This is a genomic window from Candidatus Bathyarchaeota archaeon (assembly GCA_026014735.1).
Taxonomy (GTDB): domain Archaea; phylum Thermoproteota; class Bathyarchaeia; order Bathyarchaeales; family Bathycorpusculaceae; genus Bathycorpusculum.
This window is the reverse complement of record JAOZHT010000001.1, coordinates 338,326-363,501: the sequence shown is the minus strand read 5'-3', so window position 1 is coordinate 363,501 and position 25,176 is coordinate 338,326. Positions and strand designations below refer to the sequence as shown.

Sequence of the window (25,176 nt, the reverse complement as noted above, 5' to 3'; positions counted from 1 at the left end):
ATCCTTTTAAAAGTCAACGCCCTCCAATAGCTACCGAGGTAAACAAACATGAAACAAATCGCAGTATGCCAAGAAGAAAGCGTAGCCCTCAGCGCCCCCATGCTGGGCTACCTAGAATCCGAAGCGCAAAAAACCAGTTGCGCCCGCATGCGTAAGGAGCATACGAGAATAGACGGCCAAGTCCGCTACGGATTTAGCAGGCTGAACATAGCTTTGGTCTCCCCAAGCAACGTCGGCTGCCGCTATTGCGATTCCAACTATAAATCTGAAGTGGCAAGCGCCAGAAAAGCCCTCTCGGCAATCAGGTATGCAGCTAAAAGCAACCCTGATTTGCGGACAGTAGAGATTTCGGGGTCAGGCGAAGCCTTAGCCAGCGAAGTCACCTTTGAGGTACTCAAGAAAATCCAGCGGGAATTCCCCTACCTGACAAGGTGCGTGGCTACAAACGGGTTGCTGCTCCCCCGAAACCTCGCGGTCCTAGAGGATTTAGGTGTAGGCGCAATCAAAGTCTCGGTAAACGCCGTTGACGCTAAGGTGGGCGCGAAGATTTACTCGTTTGTCCGCTTAAACGGCAGGACAGTGCGTGGCGGGGAAGCCTTTGAGGTGCTGAGTCTGAATCAGCTTGAGGGCATCCGCAACGCAGCCGACGCAGGCATGATGGTGGAAGTGGACAGCACCTACATCCCCAAGGTGAATTCGGCGCATCTGGTTGAGGTTGCAAGGATCGTGAGGAGCTTAGGCGCTTACAGAATGAATGTGGTACCCCTCTCTGAGGCAGAAGCATATGCGGGTTTAGCAGCGCCGACTTCGCAGGAGCTTAGGCGGGTTTGCCGTGCCTGTGAAGATGTCTGCGCAACTGAGGTTCGCCTCTACCCTTCCCCATTTTTGGGTGATGCATAGATCGGCTATAAGTGAAGCCTTCTCTTTTCAGTAATTAATTATCAAAAAATTTTGGGATTTAACAAAAAGGTATGGAGAGGCCAAGTCAATTGGGTTTTGCCCGATTGCTGGTTTTTAGCACAGGAGTGCTATCTCTGATGGTTGCAGCGTTAGTTTGCTGCCTACTTTGACGGTGACATGGCGGGTTCCGCAGACGGGGCAGGGAACCAGCTCGTATTCGCCGACAGCGTCGAATTCGAATCTTGCGTCGCATTGAGGGCAAGTGAACAGCATCGATGCTACAGGTATGGTTCTGTTTTTCATGGTTTTTCCTCCGTTAAATTTTGTTTCTTAAGCAATTAAGCATGTCGAGTGTAGTTGTTATCAACTATATAGAAACAGCTTACTTGTCTGCTACCATATAGCAGATCTGAGGTATTAACCTTTCTGTAAACCCTCTTATTTTGCTGCATTGCGCAGCGGAAAGCCTTAAGGCTCTAACTACCCTTAAAAAACAGGATGTGAAGCATATGCGGGACAGACGGTTTGTGGCAGAGCACAGAGGCGGCTCCCTTACGCCGATGCAGCATCAGCTGCTGATGCAGTGGGCAATCGCCTGCGCAACACATGTGCTGCCTCTTCTAGGCGGCGAAGTTGACATGCAGCTGCAAAAAGCGCTTGACACCGCGGAGGCATGGGCTCGGGGAGAGGCAACGGTGGGCATGGCGAGGGCGTCTGCTGTTGCTGCACACACGGTGGCACGTGAATCATCCAGTCCAGCGGCGGCAGCGGTTGCCCGCGCCGTCGGCCACGCGGCGGCAACTGCGCATATGGCTGACCACGCGCTTGGCCCTGCACTGTATGGGCTTAAAGCGGTGGCGGCGGCGGGGGGCAGGGTTTAAGCGGAACGGGAATGGCAAATTAGCCATTTGCCCGCTGATATTAGGGAACTTGTATTATCTACTTTGGAAACGCCGAAATTCAAGAAATACTACGAATTAAACTGAGCGTTACCGCTTTGGTAGTAAGCGGCATTAAACTAGTTTGGCATTATGCTTTGTTGGTGTAACTGCTACAGCCTCAATCTCCACCAGCCAATTGGGATTACCTAAACCCGCCACAAACACAACCGTAATTACAGGAGCCTTCTGGCTGCGCCATTTCTGCTGGAAAGCCTCAAAGCCCTCCTGTGGCTTTTGACCTTCCACAAGGTAGATGTTGAATTTCACGATGTCTTCGAGTTTAGCGTCTGCTTCCATGAGGATTTTTTCGATGTTCTCTAAGACCTTTATTGTCTGCTCCTTTAGGCTGTTTTCTCCGACGACGTTTCCTTTTTCGTTAACTGCGTTTTGCCCGCCGATGTAGATGGTTCTGTAGTTGCCCTCGACGGATATGGCATGTGAGTAGCCTCTTGGGGCAGCTAAGCTTTGTGGGTTGATGTGGTTAATTTCCAAAATGCTCACTTCCCTGTTCTAGAAAGTTGCGTTGGCGTTAATCTTTTTTGTTGTTTGACGTAAGGTTAAAGCGTAGCTCAAACATAATTTAAGCCACCATGAAAATCGGCGACGTAGACATATCTGGGCGATTCGTTCTTGCACCTATGGCGGCGGTTAACTGCACCGCTTTTCGAATGCTCTGCAAAGAAAACCACGCTGCCCTCATCTATACACAGATGATCGACACTGACATCGTCAAAAACCGCCAAAAAAGCGAAGTTAAAGAAATCCTAAACATCCACGACGCCGAACGCCCTGTCACTGTCCAGCTAATCGGCAACCACAAGGAATCATTAGTAAAAAGCGTCAAGCTTGTAGAGGACTTCGCTGACATTATTGACCTAAATGTTGGTTGTAGCGAAAAGGAGTTTTTGGAAAAGGGCTACGGTGCCTACTTGCTCTCTGACCCCGCTCGCCTCGAAACCTTGGTCCGAGCTATGGTGGATGCCACTGAGAAGCCCGTGACGGTGAAGATGCGCATAGGATTGGATAGTCAAAGCATTGTCGCTATGGAGGTGGCTAAGAGCTTGGAAAACGCGGGGATAGCGGCGCTTTGCATTCACGGCAGGAACGCCCAGCAGAAACTTGGCGGAAAAGTAAACTGGAACATTATGAAGCAAATAAAAGAGAAACTCACCATCCCCATGATGGCTAACGGCGACGTCACCAGCTACGCCGAGGGGGTTTCGCTTTTGGAGCGGACAGGCTGCGATCTGGTGATGGTGGGCAGAGGCGCCCGGGATCGCCCATGGATTTTTGACGCCACCAAAGCCCAGCTTGGCAACGGGGGAATTAAGCGGCAGATTCTGCGGTTCATCGAACTTTACCGCGAGTTTGAGCGTCGAGGCTCGGCTCAGGAAGTGCGTGAACACGTGTTTTGGATGCTCAAGGGCTTCAAGACAACGCAGAACACACGGGCGGTTATGAACTGCAAAACCATAAGGGCCGTGGAGGATTTTGTGAGTTCGCTGGAATAAGGGGTTGTTGCTTCGGCTGATTTGAGGTTCACCGCGTAAGGGCCTGTGACGGTGCCTGTTTAGGTAAAGCTCCTTTTCATTGTCACCTATTCATTAATGAAGCAAAGTTTGCAGCAGCCTAATGGCAGCCCATGCCGCCAGTGCACTCGTATGCGGGTTGTCGGGGTGGGGCATGTTAGCGAATTTGAGGTTCATTTCGCCGTAACGCCACTTTACGTGGATTTCGTGGGTGTTGCGGGTGGTTTGGGGGTCGATGACGACTTTGACTTGGACTTTTACGGGTCGCACAGTTAAAGCCAGGGTGGCGGCGACGTTCATTTCCCGTGGAAACTGGCGGGCGGCTTCTTCTGCATAACCCTGGAAGGTAACGGTTTCCTCCATGACGGGTTTGCCCAGCGCCTTAGGGCTCTTGCGGGTAGTCAACGTGATTTCCTCTATGCCGGCGTTGGCTGCTGCGGCAATGGCGTCTAGGCCCCCGATGGCGCCCGCGGGGTAATGCACCCGGGAATTAGAGGTGTCGAATTCGAGAAGCGCACCGGTGCTCATGAAAATCAGCTCTGCACCCGAATCGAGGAGCATCTGGTAGTACTGGCGGACTGCGCCCTGCCCCGCGGCTTCCACAACCACTCTTGGCTCGGCGGAGAGCAGCTCCTCCAAACTCTGGGCGATTTTTACTGGAAACCGAAGTGCCGCTTTGAGTTTTTCGGCTTTGGCGGCGTCCACATCGAAAACTACCAGTTCATCGCAGACTACAAGTTTGCGTTCGATGGCTTCCGCGAGCACTGTGCCGATGGCGCCGCATCCAATCAAGCCAACCCTAACGGTCATATGCTTTGCCTCAGTAGTCGGTTTCAAGGTAGACTTCGCTTTGGCCGACGCGTCTGCCTTCACTGTGCTTCTCAGCCATAACTCTGATGGTCTCGATTTTTAGGGTGGCGGCTATGTCGGCGCATCCCTGCCGGATGGCGACGGCTGCTCCATCGTCGGGCACATAGATTCTGAGGCTCTTGACGGGGGCGTTTAGCGGCAGCTTCTTTTCTGCTTTGTCCCGGCGCACCTCACTCATGACTGCGGTGATTAAGTCGCCGTCTTTTTCAGCGGCCTCATCCACCAGTGAGGGGTTGAATTTGGGCCATTTCGATATTTGGATGCTTTCAAAGCCTTTGGCTTCTCTGTACATGTACTGATAGATCTCCTCGGTAACATGGGGCACAAACGGCGCCAGCAACTGGAGCATACGATACATCACTTCGTGGAGCGTGTACTGAGCCGCCAGTCTCTTAGATGAGCCCTCTAAGGAGGGGTTGTAGAGGCGGTCTTTAACAGCTTCCAAATAGTAATCGCAGAAAACATGCCAGAAGAAGTTACGTACATCCTCGATGGCTACGTTAAACTGGCATTTCTCGAGTTCCTCGGTTACTTTCTGGGTGAGCTTTTCTGTTTTACTGATCATCCACTTATCGAGAACTTCAAGGGCAATTTCGCCGGGGATACCCTCTGAGTTAATTGGCTTATAGTTTTCCAGCAGTTTGCTAGCAAAGCCAGAGGCGTTCCAGAGCTTCACCAGAAAACGCCTGCCATACTCCACATCCTGCACGCGGTAGGGAATATCTGAGCCGGTTGCTCCTCCACCCGCTGCCCACTGACGAACCGCGTCGGCGCCGAATTTGCCCAGGGTTTCGGGTGCGGCAGCGTAGTTTTTGAGGGATTTGCTCATTTTGCGTCCGTCCGCACCCAACACCATACCGTTTATCAGTACGCTGTTGAAGGGGCGCTGATCGAAGAGGGCGAGGTGGCGGACCATGAGGTAGTATGCCCAGGTGCGGATGATGTCGGTGCCGGAGGGATGCATGCTGGCGGGGAAGAGGCGACGCCAATCCGCTCGGTCCGGCCAGCCGGCGTGAACGGCGCAGGTGATGGAGCTATCCATCCACGTGTCCATGACGTCGACTTCGGGGCGGAAGTCTTTGCCGCCGCATCTGGGACATGCCTCGATGCGTGGACCTTCAAGTTTAGGGTCGATGGGCACCCATTCGGGTTTGGCAACGATGACTTCGCCGCAGCCCCGGCAGTACCACACTGGAATCGGAGTCGCAAAAAGCCGCTGGCGGCTGATAACCCAGTCCCAGTCCAGCGCTTTTGCCCAGTCGATGAGGCGGTTACGCATGTAATCGGGGTACCAGGTGATTTCGTTAGCGTTCTTCTCTACGGCGTCGGTTAACTCCATGGTCTTCATGAACCACTGCTTAACCTCGAGGATTTCAACGAGGGCTTTGCAGCGGTCGCAGACGCCGACTTCCTGCTGGGTCTTCTCGCTTTTCTCCAGCAAACCCGCGGCTTTAAGGTCCTCCACGATGGCGGCGCGTGCCTGATTAACGTAGAGCCCAGCGTATTTGCAGCCTGCCTCGCTGATTTGCCCATTCTGGGTGATGAGGCGAATCACGGGGAGCTTGTGTTTTATGACGGTTTTCACGTCTTCTTTGTCGCCGTAGGTGCAGATCTGCATCGCTCCGGTTCCGAAGCTGGGGTCGACGGCTTCGTCGGCGATGATGGTGACCTCGCGGTTCATCAGCGGCACCGATATTTTTCTGCCCACATATTTGCCGTAGCGCTCGTCTTTGGGGTTAACTTCGACTGCGACGCAGGCGGGGATGAATTCGGGGCGGGAGGTGGCGATGAGCAGGTACTCGTCGCTGCCGGCAAGGTGAAATCTGATGTAGTGGAGGGTGCCTTCCCGTTTTATGTGGTCGACTTCGGCGTCGGCTATGGCGGTTTCGTCTCTTGGGCACCAGTTGACGGGGTGCGTGCCCTGATACATGAAGCCCTTCTGGTAAAGCTGGATGAAGCTAAGTTGGGTGCGACGCCAGTAATCGGGGTTCATGGTTTTGTACTCGGTGGACCAGTCGATGCTGCAGCCCAGTTTGAGGATGCCTTCCTTCATCATGGCAATGTACTTCTCCACCAGCGCCATGCACATGCCCCGGAACTGGTCAGGGGGCAAGTCGCGTTTGCGGATGTTATTGGCTTTCTCAACTTGGATTTCTATGCCGAGGCCATGGCAGTCCCAGCCCTGCGGAAACAGCACGTTAAAACCCTGCATACGCTTGAATCGGGCTACCATGTCAAAGTAGGTCCAGTTCAAAACGTTGCCCATGTGGAGTTCGCCTGAGGGGTAAGGCGGAGGAGTGTCGATGCTGAAGGGTACGCGGGCTGTGTCGTTCCAGTCGTAGTGGTTAACGCCCATTTCTTCCCATTTAGCTTGCCATTTGGCTTCGATCTCTGTGAAGTTGTAGTCTTTAGGCATAGGCTGCATGCAAATCAGTCCAGATGTTACTGTTTGACTTTAGCAAGACGGAAATAGCACCTAAAAACATTACCCCGATGCAACACCGTATCATAGATACCGCAAGGTTTACAGGAGATGGTTTTCTTCAGTTACTCGCCAAACGACAAAGCCTGAAGCAGCAACCACAAAGGAAACCATTGTAAAAGTGTCAACTCGAATCCACCGCGTTAGGTGTGATAGCCCCAGGGGCAGCCATTCGGGATGGGTGACCTGCACAAGCACACCATATGACCATGATAGCAGCCCAAAAACGAAGGCTGCTTGGCCAAGGACCTTAAGTGCAGCTGATAAATGATTTGGCATAAAGAAAACTTCCATCTGCTTGGAGCACACGGCAACATATAAAGTAATCTTGACCGGCAGTTTTTGGGTGGAACCCACCTCGAAGCGCTTTGACTGCGGATTTAGTCAAAAACCCCTAAATTCGACAACGCCAAAGGTTACCTATGGACTCTGGTTTATCCTCACTCCACAAGATACTCAAAGACGGAAACCGCCAAACCATAATCGGCATCCTCGACGCCAAAGGCGCAGTCTCCTACACCGAGCTGCTTGAAGCCAGCGAAACAGGCAGCACCGGACTCCTAAACTATCACCTTAAAGTCCTCGGCGACCTCATCGCCAAAAACGAGTCGGGGCAGTACATGCTTACCGAAAAAGGAAAAGTCGCCTCATCTGTTCTGCATAGTTTCCCCGCGGAAGCCGATGTGGCACGCAAACGCAGAGCCCAAAAAATCTACTGGTCCCTTTTAGCTGTGGGGCAAGTTGTGATCCTGGCAAGCTTTGTGGTATTGTATTTTCTGGGGTACGTGACCTCTATGCGGCTTATCCAAGCATGCATCGCCTGCGCCATGTTTTTGCCTATGTCATATTTCGGGTACAGATCGATGGTGAATCCGCCTCCGCCGGGCTCGGACCGCATGAAAAAACGTATGCGTATAGTGTACCCATTCGGCGGAGCAATCTTGGCTTTTGATATAGCCTTCTTGGGGGTGGGTTTAGTGGTGGCCACATTTGCCCGTCCAATGCTCAGGTACTTCTGGACCACCGAATACTGGGTATTCATGCTGGTTGTTGCGCCTGCGTTGGGTGCGGCTTGGGGGTACTGGATGGGTAAACGCAACGGCTTTAACAAGCCTAAATGGGCAGTTTGGATAGACGAAAAAACAGGATTCACCTAGCAAAACGACAATTTCAGCAAAACTAATCAAATAAAAACAAAAGAGAAATTAAACAAAAAAGAAAAAGAAGCTAAGTTAGCTTATTGGTTAGTTGTGTCTTCTTCGCTTTCTTCTGCTGGGGGGGTTTGGTCGGCCTCGTCGGTCGCCGCTTCTTCGGAAGGCGCCTCCGTGGGCGCTTCTAAAGGGTGGGCTGGAATGTGGGCCTCCTCCACGACGACTGGTTCAACAAGTTGGTCTTCAATTGCCTGTTCCATCAGTTTCTCAAGGGTGGTTTCGACGGAGGCATGCTCAGTGACTTCGAATGCCTGCAGGGGAACTTCAACAGTTGGCTCTGGCGCTGCTTCGGTTACGATTACTTCGGGTGCAACGATTTCTGCGGGAGCTTCCTCGATTGGGGCTTCGATGGGTGCTTGCTCGATTGGAGCAGCCTCGACGGGAACCTCAACTGGGGCAGACTCAACTGCTGGGGCCTCCACTACTGGAACCTCAACTGCAGCCTCCTCAACTGGGGCAACTTCCTCAACGATGACAGCGGCTTCCTCAACTGGAACTTCAATGACTGCTGGCTCAGCAACAGCTACTTCTGCCTCGATTTGATTTACCAAGATCTCTTCAGCAGGTGCAGCTGGAGCTTCTTCAACAATGGCTGCCTCAGCCACTGGCGTTTCAATTGGGGCTTCCTCAACTGCGGGAGCTTCGATCACGATTTCCTCTGGAGCAGCTTCAACTGGGGCGGCTTCTGCAACGATTGTTTCTTGGGGGGCGATTTCAACTGGCGCTTCGGCGGGGGCAACTTCTACTGGAGCCTCGATGGGTGCAGCTTCGATTGGGGCTGCCTCGACGGGAGCTTCAATCGGCGCTGCCTCTTCCACTGGAGCCTCAACAGCTACAGCTTCAGGGGCTACTTCAACTGGGGCTTCGATTACTGCTTCTTCAACTATGACTGCTTCAGCTGGAGCCTCAATGGGGGCTTCCTCAACTGCGGGAGCTTCAACAGCTACTGCCTCAACGGGCATTTCAACCGGAGCGGCAACTGCTACTGGCGCTTCCTCAACGATGACTGCAGCTTCCTCAACTGGAGCCGCCTCGACTGCGGGCGCTTCAACAGTGGCCTCAACCACCGCCGCCTCAGCAACTGGAGCTTCTATTGGGGCAGCTTCAACTGGGGCCTCAACAACTGCTTCTGCGGGGGCAACTTCAACTGCGACTTCAACTGCTGGAGCTTCTTCGACTGGAGCCTCAACGACTGCAGCTTCGACGGCTACTTCAACAACTGGTGCTGGTTCGGCTGTAGCTGTTTCCACTAGTGCGGGTTCGATTGTGGCAGTTTCAACCGGAACTTCAACAGGAGTTGATTCTACTGGCGCAACTGAAGCTTCAACGACTGGAGCAGCAGCTACCGGAGCACAAGCAATTGGAGCTTCTACTGCGGGAGCGGGAAAAAGCTGGTTTGTTGCATCCTTAATTACGCCCAGCTCGTTACGTGTTGTTTCAAGGCTAGTTGAGAGGAGCGTTAATTCCCGAGTGTAAATTTCGTCGTCGATTTCTCCTACGACATGCTGAATTTCATAGTTTGCCAACAACATTTCCAGAGTCTTGATTTGGTTTTCCAGTTCCTGGGTTTTTGCCTGCATTTTCGTTGCGAGGTCTTGGCGTTGCCTTTCGATTTCCTCGATTGCTTTAACTATGTCGTTTGTGAATGCGTCACGGGTTGATTGAGAAATTTTTCCTGATGAGCAAAGGTTGTCTAGAGCTTGCTTCTTTTTTGTGGCGAGTTGGTATTCTTCATTTAATTTTTTGAATGTGTATTTCCATGAAATCAATTTATTGGCACCGCAAGTGGTTATTGCAAAATAGGAGATAACGTTTGTTAACATGTACATATATCGGTAGCTATTAGAAACCGTTTTGGGCGCCTGAATTTGGATATGTTGATGTTAAAAGCTGCCTTGCGCTCAGGGTTTTTTGGTCATAGTTAAGTAAATTTTTTTGGGGCAGGGCCACGTTTTCTTTACATGTTTTTGTGTATTTTTTGGTTTTCTGTAGGTCGCTGTAAATCCGTTTGCGGCACGTTTTCGGATAAGTTTTCTGTGCTCGGCGCATCATCATTTTTTTGCTTTGTTATTACTTGTTTATTCTAAATCCGAATTAACCTTATATATCTAAACATGATTAAACATCCAAGTGAGTGTATAAACATGGTAGCGTTAACAATAACAGTAAACGGAGAAAAATCCGAAGCACGCATAATCAAAAAAATGCATGAACGAGTCATCAAAAGCTTCCTAGACACCATCATCATGGCAGAACTCCAAAACGGACCCATAAGCGGATACGACGTCATCTCATTCATCCACCTCAAATACGGCTTCCTCGTCAGCTCAGGAACCGTCTACTCACTTCTCTATTCACTGGAAAGAAACAGCCTCGTCGAAGGAGCCTGGATAGAACGCAAACGCGTCTACAAACTCACCGAAAAAGGCGCCAAAACCATCCAAACCATCCTCAACTCCCACGAAAAAATCAAAAGCTTCCTAGCCACTATCCTCAAAGGCTAAACAAGCCCCCAACCATCACTTTTTGTCCAAGTAAGAAACGAAATACTAAAAAACCCCCACGTATTTTCCTATCAGCCGCAACGAATAAGCGCGGGTCCGTAGCTCAGTCAGGCTAGAGCATCGGACTTTTAATCCGAGGGTCGCGGGTTCAACTCCCGTCGGACCCGCCAATATTTACGTTCATTTGTACCGTCCTTTTTCCCTTTCTTTTTCTTTTTTAGTAGATTTCCGCCAATTCTCCATAATTTAACCCTATTTACAGCGGATGCTCTGCAGGAGAAAACTCCATGACTGAGTTTTACTTCAAGGGCATTTATCCCGTGGAGGTTCTTTCTGGCGTGCAGGATGGGTTAGTTGAGGTTCGAGCGAAAAACACTTTTTTGCACACGAGCGCATATTCGGATGGAAAACGCCAGGTTCGAGTCGGTGTAACGCAGAAGCGCTGGGTTAGAAAGGGCGAGGTTTTGAAGGTCCCCTTTAGACACGTTTGGTCACATAAGCGTCGGGTAGCTCTTGGGCATGCTTGACTATATGTTAACTGTTATATTGGCAACGCCTAAGAAGGGATTGTTTGATACAGCAATGCTCAAACTGAACTATGAGAACTTCGTCTGCAAGATTCACCTCAGTATGCGGGGTCATAGAGATAAACAGGGAAAGTTCGATTGGACCAGCGCGGTTTTGGATGCGGCTATAATCAGCGGTATCACATTTTTCACAGGGCTCGGTACTTTGGCGTCTAGCGCCGCCATTTCCCCTATGAGCCTTTGTGTGCTTCTCAGCGCAGTTGGGGCTGAGTTTCTGGGGATCTTAGCGACTAAAAGAGGGCTTGTCCAAAAAACCGTTGGGAGCTGCTAGACTTGGAAGCTAAGACAACTTTGCGTGTACCTGACTTCATGAAGCCTATTCTTGAAGACATTAGGCTTTTGCGGTCGGATGGCAACAACCCAAACAGGATGACGAACAAACAAAAAGAAGAACTTTGGAAAAGTTTACAGGAGTTTGGTTGGACTGACCCCATCCTAACAAACCAAGATGGCGTTTTTACTGATGGGGAGCAGCGGGTTAGCGTCTGCATTGCCCATGGAGAGTTTTATGCGCCAGTATACCGTATGAAAGACCTTACTGACGTGCAGCGACGCCGACTTAGATTGATCGCTAACGAATTGAAGGGCAAGCACAACAAGGAACTGGAAGAAGAGGAATGGCAGCGCATCATCGAGTTAGGCCAACGCCAAGAGTTAGAATGTTTTCTTGATTCGATCGGGGAAAAGCTGCCTGAAACATTAAGGGATGAGCACGAGAAGGTTTCCATTATCCCTGAAACTTACGAGTTAGTTGTGGAATGCAAGGATGAAACCGACCAGAAAGCCAAGCTAGAAGAGTTGCAGGGCAAGAGTTGGAAGGTTCGGGTTCTAAACCTTTAGGAGGGCTTTCAGATTGGATTTTGATTTTACTCACCGGTGGCAAGCTGGCAATTCTTTCCGTGAAGAAGCCGTTAAAGGCACCTATGACCTCAAAGATGTCAAGTTAGAGAAACACATCTGCGGAAGCCTTCCAATTGAGGGTTTGAATTGGCAGATCGGCGTTATTGTAGGGTCCAGCGGTAGCGGGAAAACAAGCATAGCCCGTCATCAGTGGCCTGAAGCTTATTTTGCTGATTTGCGCGAGCGCTATAAAGAATCGTGTTTTCTCAACGATTTCCCACCTGAACTTAGCGTCAAGGACATCGGCACCGCTTTGTCTAGTAGTGGCTTTAACGAGCCGCCTTCATGGCTGAAAAGCTATGCGGTATTGAGCCAAGGGCAAAAGATGCGCGTCGATATTGCCCATGCGCTTTGTCTTCCCCAGAACTTGGTGGTCTTCGATGAGTTCACAAGCACGGTAGATCGCACTGTTGCCCAAATTGGCAGCTACGCGATTAGCCACGCTGTTCGCAAGCACACTGGGAAACAGTTTATCGCCGTAACCTGCCATGTTGATGTGCTCGATTGGCTTGAGCCTGACTGGGTCTATGATGTGGACGCTAACGTTTTTTGGGATTTCACGGGCACATTACAGGACCATAAAACGGCTTCAGGAACCCAAGTTAAGGTTGTAAAAAAAAACGACGTCACCCGCCAATCAACCTATCAGTGCATAAGTGCAACCTTGCCATGTGGCAGGTGTTTAGGGAACATCACTATTTGAATACCAAAAAGCTTGGGGCTGGCGTCAGGTGTTATGTCGCCAAATATGGGGGTAAACCCATTGCGTTTATTGCAGTTGCTAATGTGCACATGAAGGTTCAGTATTATCGGGTCAGCAGGCTTGTTGTCCTGCCCGATTATCAAGGTATTGGCGTAGGTAAGCGTCTGCTGGATTTTATGGCAGATCTCTATACACGGCAGACTAAACGTCCTTTCTATATTGTAACAAGCAATCCTCAGCTTGCACGTGGTTTGTCGAATTGGAAGGTTAAGCGGTTTGGGCATGGTAGTTTTGGAAGAGGTAACACAAGAATAAACCGGGGGCTTGTTAAAGCGAATAGTAGAGGTCGTTTGACAGTCACGTTAAGGTATGTTCTAAATATGGGAGCGCCTAAACCATGACTTTTTCTTTCGTTTTATTGGACAATTGTGTCCAAAATATGGGGGTACCCAATGGAACCTGAGTTGTTTAAGCGACGCCAAAGAATGCTTCGGCTATTAGCCGTTGGGAACTCGCTAAGCGCTATTGTACAGACTTTAAGTGCTGAGTTCCATGTTAGCGAATGGGTAATCTACAAAGACCATAAACGGATGAAAACCTGGGTCCATGCTTTCGAACAAGATGAGGTACTAGCGTCTATTCTGCGAGCGCGGTTGGACTTCTTGAACCGCGAAGCCATGGGTCTTCTAACTGAGAGCGATGATAAGAAGCCTCTAAGTGTCAAAGATAAGTTTGTGAAGATTGGAGCTCTAAATACTGCTCTCAAAATTACCGTCGAGCAAATTAAGGTTGGGCAGGAACTCGGGTTGATTGAGAGAAAACCCGAGATTATTCAATCAGCGGTTAGTTTGGCTATGCCATTTGAGGCGTCGCCTGAAATAAAGGCTGCCTACGCCAAATTTGCTGAAGCACAAAGGGCTGAGAAGGATGCCGCAAAAGCTGAATCTGACGCCGGGCACTGATTTTCTGCGGTATTGTCCGCATCCTGCACAGCTTCCTTTTCACGCTGGTAAAGGCGTCTATAGCCAACGGGCCTGCCTCTGTGGAACCGGTTCAGGAAAGACAAAATGCGGACTAGCCGAAGACATCCGCTGGGCTCTAGATTATCCTGAGAGCGTTGGCTTCATTTTTGAGCCATCTTACCCAATGATGAAGCGCATTCTTTTCCCAACGTTGGAGAGCAAAGACTTCTTTGGTTGCCGCTACCCGTTTACCCAAAATCCCTATGTAGCGGACTTTAACCGTGGCGACTTGCGGCTGGATTGGTTTAACGGTTCGCAATGGTGGTTTGTCTCGCTGGACGATCCAGAAAAAGCCGAGGGCCCAAACGTCGATTATGCGCATATCGATGAGGCACGGCTAGTCCGCCATTTCGATACTGCATGGCTTACAGTTGTGCGTAGGCTTCGCAAAAGTGGCCGCTGTATGGTTTCGATTAACCCGGCTGTTTGGCTCACTACGACAACCGATTCCCCCGGCAGCCCACTCTACAATATCACTGAAAACCCTGTGACTAATTCGCCTGACATGCGAATTTACCGGTGGAGCATCTTTGAAAACCCAACCCTACCCAAAGAATTCCTAACAGAAATTGTGCGAACCCACACCGGCGGCTTAGCTGACCGCTTCATCTACGGCAAATTCGCCACCGTCGCCGCAGGTAGCTTGCCCTTTGACTCTTCAAAGCATATTCGGGAATTGACCGATAAGGCGTTGATTGATAGGGTTAGCTTTGGCGTTGACTTCGGTTGGAGTGCACCCTCCGCTATTGTGGTGAACGCTTTTGACCCTGACGGCAGAGCCTACGCAGTAGATGAATTTTATAAACGCGAGACCACAGATGAAGAATTAGCTGAGGCAGCCAAAGAATTGCAAGAAGAATGGGGGAAGGGAACGTTTTGGTGTGACGCCCGCTTTCCTCAGTCGATTCTGAAGCTTTGCCGTGCAGGGTTAGACGCTAAGCCCTATACTTTCAAACGTGAAGATGGGCTGCGGGAACTTGGAAGCCGCCTAACACCTGCGAGCGACGGGAACCCCCGCCAGTTTGTAGGTAAACGTTGCGTCAATCTAATTAGTGAATTGTTGGAGTATCGGGAAGACGTTAAGGAAAACGACCATGCGACCGATGCTTTGCGATACAGTTTACCGCTTGAACAGGAAGAGAAGCCGTTTTTGTATGTTGTTAGGCGTTGAAGCCCTCTAAATAGCGACGTCCTAACAGAAAAGGTGTAGACTGGGACACATTTTAGCGTGCGCCCTCAACCCAGTAGCGAAGTACTTTAGTATGAGTATTTAATCAATTGTTAGTAGCAATTTTTTCTGGTAAACTTGATGACGAAGCAGCAGCGAAGTTTTATTGAAAACATTGATTCTAGGGCTATTTTGGATATCATTCCCGTAGCGATAGTTATTTCAGAATCACCGAATGGCAAGTTTTCATTTGTCAACAAACGTGCTGCTGAGCTGTATGGGTTCAATTCAGCCCACCAAACCTTAGAAGAGAACGTAGCAAAGGTTAAGCCAAAAAGACTTGATGGTTCACCCTTCCCATTAAATGAGTTACCAGTATATCGGGCTCTGCGCGCCGAAAATGTACAAGATGTTGAGTTAACACTTGAACGACCTGATGGGAAAAGTTACCCTATACTTGGTAGTGCAACTCCAGTCAAGGATCACAACGGCAAAGTAGTGGGAGCAATTGAAATTTTTGAAGATATAGCAGAACGTAAAGAAGCTGAAGAAGCCCTACGGGCTAGTGAAGAACGTTTCTCTAAAGCTTTCTATGACAGCCCACAGCCAATGGTTATTCAATGTGTAAGTGACCAAACTTTTGTTGATGTCAACAACGCTTTTCTCCGACTATATGGCTATAGCAGAGAAGAACTCATCGGTCGCAACACCGCCGAATTGGGATTAGACGTTGATCCGGAAAAAGCGGCGGCTATGTATCAAAATATTTTTGAAAAAGGTGCCGTTTATAATGCGGAAATAGAAAGCAAACATAAAAACGGAAAGAAAATAACTATAGAATTTTCGTCAGTGGTTATAAGCTTCAGAGGCACTCCGCACCTTCTAACAACACTCAACGATGTAACCGAACGCAAGCAAAATGAAGAAGCTATCAGAAAACAAGCTGATCTTATTGATCTTAGCCCTAACGCTACTATCGTGAGAAAGGTAGATGGTACTATTACTTTTTGGAGTAAAGGTGCTCAACGTGTCTATGGGTGGACTAAAGAAGAAGCCATCGGCGAGAAGACTCATCGGCTGTTTGAAACGCAATTTCCAGAGCCATTCGAAGAGATTATGAATAAACTAACAAGAGATACCTTCTGGACAGGACAACTTATGCATAGAACTAAAGATGGTAAATCTATAATTGTCAGAAGCTATTGGCTTGCTAGATTTGGCACTGGTAGGAATATTGCAGAAATTTTTGAATCAAACGTAGACATCACTGAGTTGAGAAAACTCCAAGATAAGATTCAGAAGTATTCGCATAATCTGGAAAAGATAGCCCAAGAAAGGCTTGATAGGTTAAGAGCTACTGAGCAGCTTGCAACCATTGGACAGGTTGCGGGTATGGTCGGTCATGACATACGCAATCCGCTTCAAGCCATTGCAAGCGATGTTTATCTGGCAAAGATGGAACTGGAAGAGCTTCCTATAACTGAGCAAGGGCAGGCAATTAAAGAAAACGTCGAAGATATAGAGAAGCAAACTGTGTATATTGAAAAAATCGTTGGGGACCTTCAGGAAATGTCTAAACCTCTCAAGCCTGAGTTAGTTCAAGTTAACATTTGCAAAGCAGTACCCGAAACTGTTTCCTCAGTGCAAATACCGAGCGCTATTGAGCAGCAAACGATTTGTAATGTGCCCTCGCTCACTGTTAAGGTCGATTTGGATTTCCTTAGACGTATTATGGTTAATCTGATAAACAATGCTGTCCAAGCTATGCCCAATGGTGGTAGATTAATTGTCGCATTATCAAAACAAGCGAATAATGCGGTGATTACTGTTCAAGATACTGGAGTAGGAATGTCAAAGGAAACCCAAAAGAAGTTATTTACTCCACTTTTTACCACTAAGAAGAAGGGACAAGGATATGGCTTGGTGTCAATCAAACGGATGGTAGAAGCTTTGAATGGTAGAATAAATTTTGAGAGTGAAGAGGGTAAGGGAACAAAATTCGTTATCGAGTTTCCATTGAACCCTTGATGGAATAGGGTGGATTTGAGCCTCCGGCTTTCAATCACAGTGGTAATTAGTTTTGACTTGTCCTTCAAAAGACGAATGTAAAACTTTTAACTGGTTTATCAAATGGTTCGGGACAAACTTTACTAGAACTGGTTTAGAATCTTCACCCATTTTCTTACTCTGTAGTGTGAGTCCTAAACTTTCAATACTGTCTAAAAAAAGGAAAAAGGTGTGTTGGTTTAGGTTATGCCAACTTTTTGCTACCTTGTCCTGGCGAAGCAGCGAAAACTGCGTCTACTTTTATTATGCCAACACTTTTTATTTTCATCTTCGAGGTTTCCATACTCTTCTTTGCGAAGTCTTCAAAAATTGGTCCACTTGTTTGGAAACCGCCGAAGGTTCCTTTTAGCTGGTAACCTGTCATTGGTCCTTTGAACACGGCAATAGCAACCTGCTTGTTTTTTTCAAGGTTTTCTTTTGTTTTTATGATGAAAACTTCTGCGAACGCAATAGTTTCGGGGTCCACTGCTACAAAGCTCCACATTGGAACTACGTTTGGAATGCCTTTAGCGTCTACAGTTGCTATCATTTTCGCTGAATCACTTGCACTTAAAACATCCATTACTTCTTTAGGTATATTTACCAAAATTCACACATCCTACTAATGAAAGCAAACTGAAATACTCTTATATACTTTTAGGTAATTAAAATATACTCAACGCTGGTAAAGAAAACAGAGTTTAATGGAACAAAGCAGTAAGGACCTGAATCAAGATAACTTGGTTGAAGCACTAAACGATTTGAGAAAAGAAGTCAAAAACCTCAGAGCAGACATTAACAGGGTAGAAGAAGCTCTTTAAGCAAATAAACCACACTCCCACGTACTTTTGAGGGGCGTCATTTCCTGTTAAGCCGTTTTATTAAGTAAAGAGTTCTGCTAGTCACAGAAGCTAATGTGAGACCGGCAAGTAACAACGCTATTAGGTCATTCGCAAATGTTCCGAGTGAAAAAATAGTTAATACTATTGCTCCATAGAGGAAACTGCCATAGTATTTGCCTAACGGGTCATAAAATACTTTAGAAAGTTTGCTCGTAATTACAAACTGCGTAAACATGAATATAATACATACAAACACCCATATCGGATATAGCCCTTGTAATAAAAAGTAGTAGAATACTCCTGCAATGAAAACAAAATCAACTGCAACATCAAAATTTGCGCCAAATTGCGAGGAAAAACCTAAGTGTCTGGCTAGGTAGCCGTCGGCAACGTCTGTGGCTATGGCAAAAAGAGCGAAAAAAGCGCCGAATACAGTAATGTTCATGCTCAATGAATAAATAATTAGTGGCAGAGCAAACAACCGCAAACTGGTAATGACCGATGGTAAATAACGCAAACGTTTCTTACATACATTATTTGTGCATAAAGTAACTAATCGGTCAGGTTTGCAAGTAGTCATCCTGTATCCTCTATACCCGCTCTGTTTGTCGCCCTTTTTGTGAAAAACAATAAGTGACACATAATATACTTTTAGGGAAAAATAATTCCCTACTCAAATTATCGTTGGGGAAGCGGAATTCCATCCGACCATTTACTTGAGTTATAAACGCACGCGCGATCTAAAAAAAGGAAATAAAGTGCTATCCCTTTTCATCATAATCATACTCAGAAAGTAGCAGAAGCAATTCAAGTCACCGACCAGAAAGCATTCGTTTTCTCAACAAGTGGAATGCCAGCAGTGTAAGACACCAAAAAGCTGGTGAACCATGCAAACAAAGCTTAATCTTCCATTATTCCTTTGATAAAAAGAGAAATAGAGGTGGAAAAATGAATAAGCAAGAACAAATTGGACATATTGTCGTAAACGCTTGTGAAGATTTTAAAGAAGAATCAAGCTACTTGGAAAATAGATTTTACGTTATGGGTAAGTACTGGAATGAGCTATATACTTAAAAAGTTAAGCGGCGGTGAAGGATGGATGCCCGGCAATCCATTAAAATCAATAAAGTAAAGAAAGTAAATTGGAGACTATTTATACTGTGTCAAGGTTTGAAAAAGAACTCATTTTCTTAATGAAACCAAGTCCCCTTTGAGTAGCAACATAATCTCCTTTGGATGCTTCCTGTGCTATCAGCCTTGCATCCGCAAGTTTCTTAAGATGAAAAGCCAGGTGACCTGCCTTAAGATTTACAATTTTAGACAATTCAGAAAAGCTCTTTTTCCCTTCACAAACTGACAAGAGAATTTTAAGGCGCGAACAATTTGCGAGTGGTTCAAACAAATCGTTCACGAGAAACTGAATATCTAACGCCTCAGCACTCTCGGGTTTGTTTATGTCTTCTACTAGAACGATTTCTTGATAGGCCCTCTTTTCACGTTTTAGTTTCTTGTGGAAGTTCCCAAAACAAGCTTCGCATTTTTGACCTCTGGTTTTTTCAAGCATTAACTCGTTCTCGGCAATTTTGTCCTCAATATCGGATATTGCTTTTTTTGCTCCTGATTCTTTAATTGCTCGGGTGCTGTCGTCAATTTTTGCTTGAAAATATTCTAAGCATTTGGTTTTATTATCGCAATCTGGTTTAAGGCTGCGTGAAAGATCTTCGTTAATGTTTTCAGATCTTTGCTGAGCGTAGACCACTAGGTGATTTTGGGATAGGGTTTCTTCGATTGCCTTTAAGCGTTGCTTTAAGACTGATTCCTCGATTAGATTCATGTCATTTCTTAAGCTCTTTACCTCTTGCCTGAGGTCATTCAATAAGTCGATCATAGACTCCTCGTTTTGGGTTGCAGTTACCATTTTCTACATCTCTTTTTGTATATTCTACTTCCCTAAAGGTATATATCCATATTGGTGCTTTATGTAGTTTTGATGATGAAAAACACATGCAAAAAATGAATAAACAAGAACAAATGGGACATATTGTCCTAAACGCTTGTGAAGCTTCAAATGAAGAATCGAGCTACACAGAAACCAGATTCTACATAATGGGCAAGTATTGGAGTGAGCTATATGTATAAGCAAAAACAAATGGGACATATTGTCGTAGACGCTTGTGAAGATTCGAAAAAAGAATATAGCTACTTGGAAACCCGGTTCTACGTTATGGGTACGTACTGGAATGCGCTATATATTTGAAAGCGCACGCTAAAAGATAACATCGAAAGCTATTGATATCTACGGCATCGTTGATGGCAAACTCGCAGAGTACTGGAATGTAACTGATAAAATCAACATTTTCAAACAGGTGGGAGCTATTGAAGTGACAGAAAAAGTAAAGGTTCTCTTTCCAGAAGTGTGAAATCTCCCACCGCAAACTCCCCCATAGAGTCCTCAATCTACATGGGAAAAATCCTTTGTATTTTAAATAAAAGTGTCAAAAGTGGGAAAACTAGCCTACTTCGATGAGAAACGGTGGTTTACAAGCTAATAAATTAGCAAGTTTTTCAGCGTTCTCTACTATAAGTCAGCAATCTAAAGATGTTTTTATCAAAGATTTGACAGAAATGGCGTTTAGCTATATGTTAATTCTTATAAGGACTGTTTAGTGATAGCGCTATTTTGTGTAGACAGCTCTGGGGAAAGCGGTAAGCTTTGACCTCTCCCCGGGGCTGCGGGCTTGCTGTTTTTCCCCGGGTTGACCGCATTTGGGTCTGTTGCCGCTTGAGTGAAGGTTCAGGAAAAAACAAGCCGTTGCATGAACATATAGCTTCGATTCTGCCGTTTAGAGTGCTGGAAGCCACTGAGGGCAAGCCTCTACGGATTGCTGGCGTTGCTATGACTGCGGGTATGTCCCGTAACCATAACGTTTACACCCCTGAGGAACTACAGGCTTTTGCTCCTAAACTCATCGGGTCACCTCTCTATCTTGAGCATGTAACCGTTAACAACGCCATTGGAAAGGTCACTAACTGCACTTTTGACGCTCAAACCAAAGGCTTGCTGTATGAGGCGGAGATTTACGACCCCACTATTGCTGAAAAAATCCGAAATGGCTTGATTCAGCATGTGAGTGTTGGGGCAGACTACGACACCCTTGATTCAGCGAATGTGCCGCATGGATTGCATAACGCGGAGATGTCGCTTGTTGCAGTGCCCGGTATTCCCGAAACCAACATCCAAGTTTTAGAGAGCCTTCGTAATGGAGTTGAGGGGTTGGACGAAAAAGACATTGAAAGTGTCGCTGAGAAAGTCGCTGCTAAGATCGGCGAGAAAAATTCCCTTGAAATAGACGGTATAAAAACGAAGCTTTCGGAAACTGAAGGTAAGTTGGTGGCTGCAGAGGGTAAACTTGCAGAAGCCAACAGGACAGTTGAGCAGCTAAAGCAGCTTGTACCCGGTGTGGACTTGCTCAAGAACCCATCCAAACTAATGCCGGTTTCTGAAGCTGTCAAGATGGTTAAGGAAGTGCTACCTGCGCCAATGATTCAGCGTTCATGGAGACTTGGCCCTCAACGTATGTGTCAGGACCTGCAGCGTGTTATCCATAAACTTGAGGATATGGAAGGTAGCAAGTAAATGGCTGAGAAATCTGCCGAGGGACAACTTCACGAAGTCGATGATGCGGAAGCTGACGCCGTCATCGAATTTGCAAGCAGAGCAATACCTCATAACGAAATGCTTGGTCGCGTTGTCCGCAATATGTACAAGCGAATTCAGCAGTTAGAAGCCCAAGTTAAGGAACTACAAGCGAAGCCAAAAAAGGCTGCCGCTAAAGCTGGAGGCCCTTAGTTTTATGCTCACTTGTGTGGGGCTAGTAGCGCCAGGACGAACTGGTGTGAACGCAAAAACAGGGAGATTGATTTCAAATGACTGATCTAACTGGAAAATCTTGGATGGCTGTAGGCGAAACTGACGACCCAAATGCCGTTATCGAATCTTTTGAAGCGGCTGCAGGCATCACCAAAGGCTCACCGGTTTACTTGAGTGCAGACGATAAGGTTTCCACCAGCCCAGGCGGAGACAACGCGATAGGAATTGCGACAAAAACCGTTCTAACTGGTCAACAGTGCCCAGTGCTAACCCGTGGCAGAGTCAAAGTGACAGCTGGCGGCGCTATAACAAGAGGAACAGCGGTTTGCAGTGCTGCCGCTGGCAAAGTGATTCAACTTGTCGACCAAGCTGTTGACGAAGGCGGAGCGGCGAAATACACAATTTTCTTCAACCGCAAACTTGGCTATGCACTAGAGACTGCTGCGCAAGATACTGACCTACTGTTTATTGAGGTGCGATAATGAAGCCGAAACTTTACGAGTCATTGATGCAGAAAGACGCCGGATTCAAAGAAGTCATGGAGAAGCTCAAGCTGAAAACCGACCATCCATTCCTGAAGCGATATTCCGCTTTGGGCGTGAAGGAAGGCTTTTTCAGCGATATGTCAGGCGCTCTTGGCAGAATGCACGATACGATGGTTGATGCTGCATGGCCCGAAATGATTGGCCGTAGCATAATCAACGTAATGCCAACCAACGAAGCCATGGAACGCTTCCCAATCGATGCAGGCGCAGTTGCTTACGAATACGCTGAAGGCACAGTTACCCGGCTCTCAGGCAAAAAAGCCTCAACTGTTGACATCAACGCAAACATTCTGGCAGATTCTTCAGACGAGTGGACCAGGGAATACCTTGAAGACGCATCTTGGAACGTCATGGACCGTGCAACACAGAACATCGGTAACGCTTTAGGAGTCAAAGAAACCGAGAAGATTCTGGCACTATACACTGCTGTTTTAGCTGCTGATTTAGCTACTGGCGCAGATTTGGCGGGTGGCGGTACTGTGATGAGTTGGACAAAACTGCTTAGCTTGTGGCATGCTGTTAAGTCTGAGAAGCGCAGAGCAACTGTTATCGCCCTAAATGATATGCAGGTTGCGCAACTCCTCAACGATAGCACTTTCACAAACGCACAGTCTTTACCTTCCGCACAAACTGACCTCGAAGCTGGCGTTGTTAGTGGCGCTTTAGGCATGAAGATTGTTTCAAGCCCACTTGTCACCAACGGTGTTGCATTCGCCATCGATACCCGTGTTGCCTCCGCGATGCTTCTGCGCCGAGACGTAACTGTCGAGGACTGGGAAGATGTCAAGAACGGCAAATACGGTGTCAGAGCCACAACTCGCTTCGGACTAGGCGTCCTGGATTCCAAAGGCATTGCAAGAATGACAAACATCAAGACGACAATCACTTAAGCGGTGCATTCGCCGTTTTTTTCCCTTTTTTTGGGTATCAAATCTTTCGGGGTCTAAGCATTGAGTAGCGTTTACAGAAAAATCCGTGAGGTCCTCTATTATGCGCCTGTTTCAGGCGTGGCAAAGCCAAATGGTAGAGTATTCTTTGACACTTCATGCATTCCCCTAATTGATGTTATGAAACTCTATGAACGTGACCCAACCTGCAAGGCAAGCGTGGACCTATTGGCTGCCTCCACAGTTGGCATGGGCTTCTACACTACCGTGGACGAAACCTATGATAAGGCAAAGGAAGCCAAAGCCATCGTGGACAATTTCTGCGAAGAGGTCAACTTGGACGGCTTGCTAAATGATATGGCTAAGCCGCTGATTGGCTGCGGGAACGATTTTTGGCTTAAATTAACTCCTGACAAACTCACCGAAACCTTACGCATGCCCATCGATGCTGTCCAGCGCATAGGGCTTAGTAGTGTTCCCAACCTAAAGCTTCCTTACAAGGTCACAGGCTATCAGCTAAAAAGCAGCTATCGCGGCAATAGCAATCAAGACGGGGAATTAAAGCCAGAAGCGGTTATTCACTGGCGCTTAGACGGCGATATTCCCTCTGGCTATGGGGTTGGCTTGCTGCAGGTGCTTTTGCACACATTGACCGTTGATTCGGATAAGCGCCCGGCTGTTGCTTGGATGAAAGCTAAAATCGAGCGTATAATGCCCAAGATTTTTGAGAAATATGCTGGACCTGACGTTTTGGCGATGTTGGAGGGTGTCGATGAGCAAACCTGCAAGCAGTTTGAGCAGGCAATTAAGAATCGGGATGAAGAGGGCGCTTGGCTATTCTATAACAAAAAAATCGATGTGAAGCCTGTTACGATTGACCCTCGCTCTGGTTTTGCTTACTACGTCGATCATATCATTAATCAGTTCTATCTGGGCTTGGAAACGCCTCTGCCGCGACTTTTTAGCACTCCTGGCTTTACCGAGGCATCGGCTAGAGCAGCCCTCGACCTGCAGGATATGCTCATAAAACCAGTTCAACGTTACATTAAGCGTCAAGTGGAGCGGGAACTTTTCTTGCCTATTATTACTCAAGCTGGGCTTGATCCAGTTAAGGCTAAGGCGAGGTTGAATTATGGTAGCCCCGAAACGCCGGAGTTGGTTCCTTCTGATTTGATTGCTGCGGCTGAAAAGAACCTTATTAGACCGGATGAGTTCCGCAAGAATGCAGTGAAAGTTTTAGGCTGGGAATTGTGGGACGACAACGCTCCGCCAAAAACACCCTGACCGAGAAAGTACCTAATCTGGAAGTATCCTGAGCTAAGCATTGAACCCTTCGACAGAGCAGCTAGAAAAGTTGTTCCACATTCAGACATTTGAGTATATCTTCACTTATGATATTCATCCCTAATCCCTTCAAGCCTAAACTATCAAGCATAGATGAAATCGGGTCAGGGCTGGTGATGAAGGGCAAGCTCATTCGAAAAAGGTCACCGTCACATTTGACAACTGGTATCGCATAATCAAGTAGCCCAAACGAGGTCTCGCTGTTAGATAGAAAATCCGAAGCCGAACTTCTGCCAAAGTATCTTTGAGGTGAAGAAACAACCGGCTGAAAAAGCGATGGTGCCGCTAAAGTCAGGCCGTCAATATCAAGATAGGACAAATCTTTGTTTGCTGACTTCCTTATCAATGACTTTTCAAGCGAATTAAACAAATTGGAAAACTCTTCAGTGAAGTATAGAACATTATCATCCCTAGCCGGTTCGGGGATTTCGGTTGGAACGATGAACTCAGAAAGAACTTTTTTTGCTAAACTTGGTATATCAATTCGCCCGAGATGAATTCTCTTGTCGGGCGGATAGGTCAAATGAACTGATAACGACTCTCCTTCAGGAATTAAAGTCAAATGGCGATTTGAGTTTGGGACTCCAACAACAAATCCAGAGCTACTCCTAACAGCATAAAGTACCTTTTCTACATCCCTGTCAGGGAGCTTAATTCCAAACCTTTGATTATCCACCGCGTATCCCATTATTTGACTTTGTCTTTCTATCTATTCTGCTTATAACGCTTGCCTAAAGGCAAAATTCGGCTTTTTTAGCGAATCCTGTCCGACTTTCCTAATAGTTTTCTAGCCCAATTAAGCTTGGAGGCCAATAATGTGACCA

The 25,176-nt window shown here is 47.4% G+C and carries 28 protein-coding genes and 1 tRNA gene; 19 read left to right on the top strand and 10 right to left on the bottom strand.

Annotated features, from left to right (window positions below; all coding sequences use genetic code 11):
* Positions 1–48: 48 nt before the first annotated feature.
* Positions 49–900, top strand: coding sequence for a radical SAM protein (locus NWE93_01840; protein ID MCW3998964.1), 852 nt, complete (start codon positions 49–51; stop codon positions 898–900).
* A gap of 114 nt (positions 901–1,014) precedes the next feature.
* Here NWE93_01840 and NWE93_01835 read toward each other — a convergent pair whose 3' ends face one another.
* Positions 1,015–1,203 carry a hypothetical protein gene (locus tag NWE93_01835; protein MCW3998963.1) on the bottom strand — a complete coding sequence of 63 codons (189 nt, stop codon included), beginning with the start codon at positions 1,201–1,203 and terminating at the stop codon, positions 1,015–1,017.
* Between the two features lie 206 nt (positions 1,204–1,409).
* Here NWE93_01835 and NWE93_01830 point away from each other — a divergent pair, with 206 nt between their 5' ends.
* Positions 1,410–1,781, top strand: a complete 372-nt coding sequence (locus tag NWE93_01830; GenBank protein ID MCW3998962.1) for a hypothetical protein — start codon at positions 1,410–1,412, stop codon at positions 1,779–1,781.
* Between the two features lie 132 nt (positions 1,782–1,913).
* Here the strand turns inward: NWE93_01830 and NWE93_01825 are convergent, their stop codons facing one another.
* Positions 1,914–2,342 (bottom strand): RidA family protein, encoded by a 429-nt coding sequence (locus NWE93_01825; GenBank protein MCW3998961.1) that lies wholly within the window; start codon positions 2,340–2,342, stop codon positions 1,914–1,916.
* A gap of 89 nt (positions 2,343–2,431) precedes the next feature.
* On the opposite strand from NWE93_01825, the gene NWE93_01820 reads away from it, so the two are divergent.
* Positions 2,432–3,352 carry a tRNA-dihydrouridine synthase gene (locus NWE93_01820; protein MCW3998960.1) on the top strand — a complete coding sequence of 307 codons (921 nt, stop codon included), beginning with the start codon at positions 2,432–2,434 and terminating at the stop codon, positions 3,350–3,352.
* Positions 3,353–3,445: 93 nt separating this feature from the next.
* On the opposite strand, the gene NWE93_01815 is transcribed toward NWE93_01820, so the two are convergent.
* The 3 genes from NWE93_01815 to NWE93_01805 all read right to left on the bottom strand — a co-directional run bounded on the left by NWE93_01815 (position 3,446) and on the right by NWE93_01805 (position 7,001).
* Complete coding sequence (locus tag NWE93_01815) at positions 3,446–4,180, bottom strand: DUF108 domain-containing protein (protein ID MCW3998959.1); 735 nt, start codon at positions 4,178–4,180, stop codon at positions 3,446–3,448.
* 10 nt (positions 4,181–4,190) lie between these two features.
* The gene (locus NWE93_01810; GenBank protein MCW3998958.1) at positions 4,191–6,665 is read right to left on the bottom strand and encodes a valine--tRNA ligase; all 2,475 of its coding nucleotides are present in this window, start codon (positions 6,663–6,665) and stop codon (positions 4,191–4,193) included.
* Positions 6,666–6,764: 99 nt separating this feature from the next.
* A complete protein-coding gene (locus NWE93_01805; GenBank protein MCW3998957.1) occupies positions 6,765–7,001 on the bottom strand; it encodes a hypothetical protein in 237 nt (78 codons plus the stop codon).
* A 143-nt stretch (positions 7,002–7,144) separates the two neighbouring features.
* Here NWE93_01805 and NWE93_01800 point away from each other — a divergent pair, with 143 nt between their 5' ends.
* Positions 7,145–7,879, top strand: a complete 735-nt coding sequence (locus NWE93_01800; GenBank protein MCW3998956.1) for a hypothetical protein — start codon at positions 7,145–7,147, stop codon at positions 7,877–7,879.
* A gap of 80 nt (positions 7,880–7,959) precedes the next feature.
* Here NWE93_01800 and NWE93_01795 read toward each other — a convergent pair whose 3' ends face one another.
* Complete coding sequence (locus NWE93_01795) at positions 7,960–9,702, bottom strand: CdvA-like protein (GenBank protein MCW3998955.1); 1,743 nt, start codon at positions 9,700–9,702, stop codon at positions 7,960–7,962.
* Positions 9,703–10,077: 375 nt separating this feature from the next.
* Here NWE93_01795 and NWE93_01790 point away from each other — a divergent pair, with 375 nt between their 5' ends.
* The 9 genes from NWE93_01790 to NWE93_01750 all read left to right on the top strand — a co-directional run bounded on the left by NWE93_01790 (position 10,078) and on the right by NWE93_01750 (position 16,845).
* Positions 10,078–10,437: a PadR family transcriptional regulator gene (locus NWE93_01790; GenBank protein ID MCW3998954.1), complete on the top strand. Its 360-nt coding sequence runs from the start codon at positions 10,078–10,080 to the stop codon at positions 10,435–10,437.
* Between the two features lie 92 nt (positions 10,438–10,529).
* Positions 10,530–10,607, top strand: a tRNA-Lys gene (locus NWE93_01785).
* A gap of 343 nt (positions 10,608–10,950) precedes the next feature.
* Complete coding sequence (locus NWE93_01780; GenBank protein MCW3998953.1) at positions 10,951–11,295, top strand: hypothetical protein; 345 nt, start codon at positions 10,951–10,953, stop codon at positions 11,293–11,295.
* Between the two features lie 2 nt (positions 11,296–11,297).
* Complete coding sequence (locus NWE93_01775; GenBank protein ID MCW3998952.1) at positions 11,298–11,864, top strand: hypothetical protein; 567 nt, start codon at positions 11,298–11,300, stop codon at positions 11,862–11,864.
* Between the two features lie 13 nt (positions 11,865–11,877).
* The gene (locus tag NWE93_01770) at positions 11,878–12,627 is read left to right on the top strand and encodes an ABC transporter ATP-binding protein (GenBank protein ID MCW3998951.1); all 750 of its coding nucleotides are present in this window, start codon (positions 11,878–11,880) and stop codon (positions 12,625–12,627) included.
* Positions 12,624–13,028 carry a GNAT family N-acetyltransferase gene (locus NWE93_01765; GenBank protein MCW3998950.1) on the top strand — a complete coding sequence of 135 codons (405 nt, stop codon included), beginning with the start codon at positions 12,624–12,626 and terminating at the stop codon, positions 13,026–13,028. The genes NWE93_01770 and NWE93_01765 overlap by 4 nt, the downstream gene beginning before the upstream one ends.
* A gap of 261 nt (positions 13,029–13,289) precedes the next feature.
* Complete coding sequence (locus NWE93_01760) at positions 13,290–13,589, top strand: hypothetical protein (GenBank protein ID MCW3998949.1); 300 nt, start codon at positions 13,290–13,292, stop codon at positions 13,587–13,589.
* Positions 13,555–14,820, top strand: coding sequence for a terminase large subunit (locus NWE93_01755; protein ID MCW3998948.1), 1,266 nt, complete (start codon positions 13,555–13,557; stop codon positions 14,818–14,820). Before NWE93_01760 ends, NWE93_01755 begins: the two co-directional genes overlap by 35 nt.
* Positions 14,821–14,958: 138 nt before the next feature.
* Entirely contained in the window at positions 14,959–16,845 is a 1,887-nt protein-coding gene (locus tag NWE93_01750) for a PAS domain S-box protein (GenBank protein MCW3998947.1), read from the top strand.
* A gap of 223 nt (positions 16,846–17,068) precedes the next feature.
* Here NWE93_01750 and NWE93_01745 read toward each other — a convergent pair whose 3' ends face one another.
* Together NWE93_01745 and NWE93_01740 are read right to left on the bottom strand one after the other, a co-directional pair.
* Positions 17,069–17,470: a pyridoxamine 5'-phosphate oxidase family protein gene (locus tag NWE93_01745; GenBank protein MCW3998946.1), complete on the bottom strand. Its 402-nt coding sequence runs from the start codon at positions 17,468–17,470 to the stop codon at positions 17,069–17,071.
* Between the two features lie 251 nt (positions 17,471–17,721).
* Positions 17,722–18,285: a CDP-alcohol phosphatidyltransferase family protein gene (locus tag NWE93_01740; protein MCW3998945.1), complete on the bottom strand. Its 564-nt coding sequence runs from the start codon at positions 18,283–18,285 to the stop codon at positions 17,722–17,724.
* A 368-nt stretch (positions 18,286–18,653) separates the two neighbouring features.
* On the opposite strand from NWE93_01740, the gene NWE93_01735 reads away from it, so the two are divergent.
* Complete coding sequence (locus NWE93_01735) at positions 18,654–18,779, top strand: hypothetical protein (GenBank protein MCW3998944.1); 126 nt, start codon at positions 18,654–18,656, stop codon at positions 18,777–18,779.
* A 79-nt stretch (positions 18,780–18,858) separates the two neighbouring features.
* Here NWE93_01735 and NWE93_01730 read toward each other — a convergent pair whose 3' ends face one another.
* Positions 18,859–19,623, bottom strand: coding sequence for a winged helix-turn-helix domain-containing protein (locus tag NWE93_01730; GenBank protein ID MCW3998943.1), 765 nt, complete (start codon positions 19,621–19,623; stop codon positions 18,859–18,861).
* An 864-nt stretch (positions 19,624–20,487) separates the two neighbouring features.
* Between NWE93_01730 and NWE93_01725 the strand changes: the two genes are divergently transcribed.
* The 5 genes from NWE93_01725 (at position 20,488) to NWE93_01705 (ending at position 24,292) form a co-directional block, all read left to right on the top strand.
* Positions 20,488–21,342 carry a hypothetical protein gene (locus NWE93_01725; protein ID MCW3998942.1) on the top strand — a complete coding sequence of 285 codons (855 nt, stop codon included), beginning with the start codon at positions 20,488–20,490 and terminating at the stop codon, positions 21,340–21,342.
* Complete coding sequence (locus NWE93_01720; GenBank protein ID MCW3998941.1) at positions 21,343–21,555, top strand: hypothetical protein; 213 nt, start codon at positions 21,343–21,345, stop codon at positions 21,553–21,555.
* A 77-nt stretch (positions 21,556–21,632) separates the two neighbouring features.
* Positions 21,633–22,058: a DUF2190 family protein gene (locus tag NWE93_01715; GenBank protein ID MCW3998940.1), complete on the top strand. Its 426-nt coding sequence runs from the start codon at positions 21,633–21,635 to the stop codon at positions 22,056–22,058.
* Complete coding sequence (locus tag NWE93_01710) at positions 22,058–23,011, top strand: phage major capsid protein (protein ID MCW3998939.1); 954 nt, start codon at positions 22,058–22,060, stop codon at positions 23,009–23,011. Before NWE93_01715 ends, NWE93_01710 begins: the two co-directional genes overlap by 1 nt.
* Positions 23,012–23,071: 60 nt before the next feature.
* Positions 23,072–24,292 (top strand): hypothetical protein, encoded by a 1,221-nt coding sequence (locus NWE93_01705; protein ID MCW3998938.1) that lies wholly within the window; start codon positions 23,072–23,074, stop codon positions 24,290–24,292.
* A 61-nt stretch (positions 24,293–24,353) separates the two neighbouring features.
* Here NWE93_01705 and NWE93_01700 read toward each other — a convergent pair whose 3' ends face one another.
* Positions 24,354–25,028: a hypothetical protein gene (locus tag NWE93_01700; GenBank protein ID MCW3998937.1), complete on the bottom strand. Its 675-nt coding sequence runs from the start codon at positions 25,026–25,028 to the stop codon at positions 24,354–24,356.
* Between the last annotated feature and the right edge of the window lie 148 nt (positions 25,029–25,176).

Coding starts and splice junctions, on each gene's coding strand:
- NWE93_01730 (MCW3998943.1), bottom strand. CDS start 19,623: ATGGTAACTGCAACCCAAAACGAGGAGTCTATGATCGACTTATTGAAT.
- NWE93_01815 (MCW3998959.1), bottom strand. CDS start 4,180: ATGACCGTTAGGGTTGGCTTGATTGGATGCGGCGCCATCGGCACAGTG.
- NWE93_01735 (MCW3998944.1), top strand. CDS start 18,654: ATGAATAAGCAAGAACAAATTGGACATATTGTCGTAAACGCTTGTGAA.
- NWE93_01755 (MCW3998948.1), top strand. CDS start 13,555: ATGCCGCAAAAGCTGAATCTGACGCCGGGCACTGATTTTCTGCGGTAT.
- NWE93_01830 (MCW3998962.1), top strand. CDS start 1,410: ATGCGGGACAGACGGTTTGTGGCAGAGCACAGAGGCGGCTCCCTTACG.
- NWE93_01805 (MCW3998957.1), bottom strand. CDS start 7,001: ATGCCAAATCATTTATCAGCTGCACTTAAGGTCCTTGGCCAAGCAGCC.
- NWE93_01835 (MCW3998963.1), bottom strand. CDS start 1,203: ATGAAAAACAGAACCATACCTGTAGCATCGATGCTGTTCACTTGCCCT.
- NWE93_01810 (MCW3998958.1), bottom strand. CDS start 6,665: ATGCAGCCTATGCCTAAAGACTACAACTTCACAGAGATCGAAGCCAAA.
- NWE93_01710 (MCW3998939.1), top strand. CDS start 22,058: ATGAAGCCGAAACTTTACGAGTCATTGATGCAGAAAGACGCCGGATTC.
- NWE93_01750 (MCW3998947.1), top strand. CDS start 14,959: ATGACGAAGCAGCAGCGAAGTTTTATTGAAAACATTGATTCTAGGGCT.
- NWE93_01800 (MCW3998956.1), top strand. CDS start 7,145: ATGGACTCTGGTTTATCCTCACTCCACAAGATACTCAAAGACGGAAAC.
- NWE93_01740 (MCW3998945.1), bottom strand. CDS start 18,285: ATGACTACTTGCAAACCTGACCGATTAGTTACTTTATGCACAAATAAT.
- NWE93_01715 (MCW3998940.1), top strand. CDS start 21,633: ATGACTGATCTAACTGGAAAATCTTGGATGGCTGTAGGCGAAACTGAC.
- NWE93_01790 (MCW3998954.1), top strand. CDS start 10,078: ATGGTAGCGTTAACAATAACAGTAAACGGAGAAAAATCCGAAGCACGC.
- NWE93_01720 (MCW3998941.1), top strand. CDS start 21,343: ATGGCTGAGAAATCTGCCGAGGGACAACTTCACGAAGTCGATGATGCG.
- NWE93_01820 (MCW3998960.1), top strand. CDS start 2,432: ATGAAAATCGGCGACGTAGACATATCTGGGCGATTCGTTCTTGCACCT.
- NWE93_01840 (MCW3998964.1), top strand. CDS start 49: ATGAAACAAATCGCAGTATGCCAAGAAGAAAGCGTAGCCCTCAGCGCC.